Origin of the sequence: Kitasatospora sp. NPDC057518, assembly GCF_042802075.1 — a bacterium.
Lineage (GTDB): Bacteria > Actinomycetota > Actinomycetes > Streptomycetales > Streptomycetaceae > Kitasatospora.
The window spans coordinates 1-2025 of record NZ_JBHVEU010000747.1; the positions used below are offsets into that span (position 1 = coordinate 1).

Genomic DNA, 2025 nt, shown 5'->3' on the forward strand with positions numbered 1-2025 from the left:
CCGGTGCCCCGGGCGGGACGCCGGCCGCCGTCGCGGCTCGCGGTCGTGGTCGGTCGCGGTGGGTCAGCTGCCGTCGTGGTCTGCGGAGCCGTTGCGGCTGCCGTTGCCGCTGCTGCCGCCTCCGGTGAAGGTGTCGCGGAGCTTGCCGCCGACCGTCGCGGCGCCGCCGGCCACGTCCCGCAGCAGGCCCATCAGCGGGTCCTTGCTCTCCTTGACCGAGGTCGTGTAGTGCTCGGCGGCGGCCTTCCACTGCTCGGTGACCGAGGTGTCCGGGTCGTCCGAGCGGCGCGGGTAGGCGCCGGCCATGATCGAGCGGTAGTCGTCGCTCTCCGCCCACTTCTTCAGCTGGGCGACCCGGACCACCGCGAAGGGGTGGGTCTGCGGCAGCAGCTGGAGCACCTTGAGCACGCCGTCGCGCAGGTCGCCGGCCTTCTCGTACTCCTCGGCCTGCTCCAGGAAGGCGTCGACGTTCATCTCGGCCAGGTTGTGGCCGCCGGCCAGCTTCATCAGGGCCCGCATGGACGCCTGGAGGTCCTGCCCGGCGAGCAGGCCGGCCCGGTCGCTGGACAGCTCCGCCTTGCGGAACCACTCCTTGAGCGCGGTGATGATCGCGGTGATCGCCAGGTTGCCGAGCGGCACCCACGCGATCCGGGTGGCGATGTTGGTGAGGATCATCAGCATCGTCCGGTAGACGGCGTGGCCGGACATCGCGTGGCCGACCTCGTGGCCGATGACGGAGCGCAGCTCCTCCTCGTCCAGCAGCTCGACCAGGCCGCTGGTGATCACGATGACCGGGGTGTCGATGCCGATGCAGTACGCGTTGACCGTCGGGTCCTGGGAAACGTACAGGTCGGGGACCTGCTCCAGGTCGAGCACGTAGGCGGCGTCGCGCACCATGTCGTGCAGCTCCGGGAACTGGCGCTCGGAGGTCTTCACCGCGGTGGCCAGGAACATCAGCCGGATCGCCCGCTCGGAGACCAGTCCGGCGAGCTTCTTCAGGATGTCGTCGAAGCCGGTCAGCCTGCGCAGCGCGACCAGCGCCGAGCGGTCCGCCGGGTGCTCCCAGGCCCGGGTGGAGATCCCGGGGAAGCGCTCGCGGCGGCGGCTCGGCGTCTTCGAGGTCGTGTCGGTCATGGTGTGAGTACCTCCTGGTCGACGGCGGCCGCGGCCCGCTGGCCCGCCCCCCGCTGGTCTTCGCCTGCAACGACTGTCTGTGCAACGTGCGCGGTTGCGTACTCGTCCCCGGGGTCAGCGTACGCGCGGTCCGCGCGGTGGGCGCCGGGGCCGTGGGCGGCTCGGCGGGCCGCCGGGGCGCGCCCGCAGGGCCGGTGGCGCGCGTCTGCGGGGCCGGGGGGCTCCGCCGGTGTGAGGCCGGTTTACTCTGAGGCCTGGACGACCGAGACCGGACCCGGCCGCGGTACCGAGCAGTACGAGGAGCCCCCGCAGATGTCCACCGACACGCTTGTCAGCCTGGCCGCGCCCATCTCCGACGAGTCCGGCCCCGGCCTGTTCCTGCGGATCATCGTGGTCGCGTCCTTCGTGGGCATCGGCCTGCTGATCTGGATCATGGCCCGCGCCTTCAAGAACAACTAGGGCCGGTCGTTCCCCGGGGCCGTCCCCGGTCCGTTCCCGGGGGCCGTCCCCGGTCCGTTCGCCGGGGCCCGGGCCCGTTCGCCGGTCGCTCCCTCGGCCCGCGCTCACGCCCGGTCAGCGGCGGTGGGCCGCCGAGCGGTTGCCGTGTAACCCCCCGTACGATGACGGGTGGGCCCTCACCCGGCCCGGAACAACCCCCAGGTCCGTTCACCGAGCCGAGAAGGTCCCGCCGACCATGAGCACTGCTGCCGCACTCCCCGTTCTGAACCTGCTCGCCGAGGGCGAGGGGGGCAACCACGACAGTCTGAACCCGGCCCTGACCGGTGGCGCCGCACTGGTCATCCTGCTGGTCCTGCTCTTCATCACCACCCGCTTCAACCGGGACCGCTGAGCCGGGGCCTGGGGCCGCTCGGGGAGCGTCCGGCCACCGGC

The 2025-nt window shown here is 72.4% G+C and carries 3 protein-coding genes; 2 read left to right on the plus strand and 1 reads right to left on the minus strand.

Going from position 1 to position 2025, the window contains the following annotated elements; all coding sequences use genetic code 11:
* Positions 1-63: 63 nt before the first annotated feature.
* Complete coding sequence (locus tag ACFU7Z_RS39040; protein ID WP_380782907.1) at positions 64-1134, minus strand: M48 family metallopeptidase; 1071 nt, start codon at positions 1132-1134, stop codon at positions 64-66.
* 312 nt (positions 1135-1446) lie between these two features.
* Here ACFU7Z_RS39040 and ACFU7Z_RS39045 point away from each other — a divergent pair, with 312 nt between their 5' ends.
* On the plus strand, positions 1447-1593 hold the full coding sequence (locus ACFU7Z_RS39045; protein WP_158077652.1) for a hypothetical protein: 147 nt from the start codon (positions 1447-1449) through the stop codon (positions 1591-1593).
* Positions 1594-1828: 235 nt separating this feature from the next.
* Positions 1829-1984, plus strand: coding sequence for a hypothetical protein (locus tag ACFU7Z_RS39050; protein ID WP_181970583.1), 156 nt, complete (start codon positions 1829-1831; stop codon positions 1982-1984).
* The last annotated feature ends 41 nt before the right edge of the window (positions 1985-2025 follow it).